The organism is Vibrio sp. 970, assembly GCF_033339075.1.
Genome location: NZ_JAWOTW010000560.1, coordinates 1 through 591 on the forward strand (window position 1 = coordinate 1; position 591 = coordinate 591).

The 591-nt window shown below is 46.4% G+C and carries 1 protein-coding gene; it reads left to right on the plus strand.

Annotated elements, in window-relative coordinates; all coding sequences use genetic code 11:
- Positions 1-591: lipoprotein NlpI (gene nlpI, locus R7Q11_RS27865; RefSeq protein ID WP_318094475.1), on the plus strand; the 591-nt coding region annotated here is incomplete at both ends.

Consider the following 591-nt stretch of genomic DNA (forward strand, 5'->3'; position numbering starts at 1 on the left):
ATTGCGCGTTTATCACAACTACTGCAGCGCCCTGATCTCAGCGATGAAGTGCGTGCCAAAATGCACTATGAACGTGGTAATTACTACGACAGTGTTGGCTTGCGTGACCTTGCTCGTTTGGATTTCAACCAATCATTGCAGTTGAACCCAGCTCAGCCAGATATATTTAATCTTCTCGGCGTTTACTTTACTCAGGTTGGAGAGTTTGATGCGGCATACGAAGCATTTGATTCAACACTCGAACTTGCACCAGATAACTCTTACGCAGAGCGCAATCGGGCGATAGCGCTATACTACGGCGGTCGTATTGATTTGGCCTTGGAAGATATGACCAAGCATTATCAAGAGATGCCAAGCGATCCATTTCGCGCATTGTGGTTATACATCATTGAAGCGGATCAAAACCCTGAGCAAGCAAAAGCAAACCTTCAGCAGCGTTACCAACAAGATCGCAGTGAAGAATGGGGTTGGGTGTTAGTCGCTCTTATGCTACGCGATGTTTCTGATGAAGCGGCTCTTGCTGCGATTATGGATGGAACGCGAGAAAACTATCGCCTTGCTCAGCGATTGACTGAAACCTATTTTTATCTC